Annotated in this window: 1 protein-coding gene; it reads right to left on the bottom strand. The window is 71.0% G+C overall.

From position 1 onward, the window contains the following. Positions 1–949, bottom strand: a 949-nt coding sequence (locus tag GUY60_RS37900; protein ID WP_161706032.1) for a putative hexosyltransferase, incomplete at its 3' end; no start/stop codon positions are given. Positions 950–961: the final 12 nt, after the last annotated feature.

Raw genomic sequence — 961 nt, 5'->3', positions numbered from 1 at the left:
CGCCCCCGCTGCCCAGCACGATCGCCAGCAGCAGACCCGTGAAGACGAGCAGCACCAGTGGCTGGCGGTCGAGCGCGCAGCGTACGTACAGCAGCGTCGAGACGATCAGCGTTACGCAGACCATGATCAGGAAAAGTTCCGGGGTCGAGTCCTCGATCAAGTGGTCGTCGAGGCGGCGCAGCGTCTCGACGCCGCCGTCGATGTTGTTGCGCCACAGCTTCTGGACCGCGAAGTAGCCGTCCGCGCGGCCGAGTCGGAGGCCGACCCAGCCCACGTACGCCAGCCAGCCCAGCGGGGCCAGCGCCCCACCCACAAGTACGCGCCACGAGAAGCGAGAGCGCAGGGACAACAGGGCGACCAAGGACACCGCCGCCGCCAACGCCACCCCCGTAGGCCGAGTCAGCCCCGCAAGGGACGCCAGCGTGCCCGCCCACACCCACCGGCCCGTCAGGCACGCGTACAGCGACCAGGCCGCGAACGCCGTGAACAGGGACTCCGTGTAGCCCATCCACTGGACCAGGCCCACCGGCAGTGCCGCCCACAGCAGTGCGAGGAACACCCCCACCCTGCGGCCGTGCAGCCGGTCGCCCACCGCGAAGACGCCCCACGCCGCGAAGAGGGACGCGACCACCGCTAGCAGCAGGCCCGCGCTGGCGGGCGAGCCGGGCAGCAGCCACGAAAGCATCCGCACCGCCACCGGATACAGCGGGAAGAACGCCAGGTTGTTCGCGTCGTACGCCGTGCCCAGCTCGCGCGCGTAGCCGTTCTCCGCGATGCCCACGTACCAGGACGAGTCCCAGTCGTTCGCTAGCAGCGGCCAGATGCCGTGGCCCTGCCGGTGTGCCCAGAGGGAGAGGACGAGGAGGCAGAAGAGGCGTACGCAGACGTAGCCGTAGATCGCGGGGGCCGCGTGGCGCAGGGCGCGGACGATGCGCCGGGGGAGGTCCACGCGGGGTGGGGG

It is taken from the genome of Streptomyces boluensis, from assembly GCF_009908195.1.
Taxonomy (GTDB): domain Bacteria; phylum Actinomycetota; class Actinomycetes; order Streptomycetales; family Streptomycetaceae; genus Streptomyces; species Streptomyces boluensis.
This window is presented reverse-complemented; position numbering and strand designations above follow the sequence as displayed.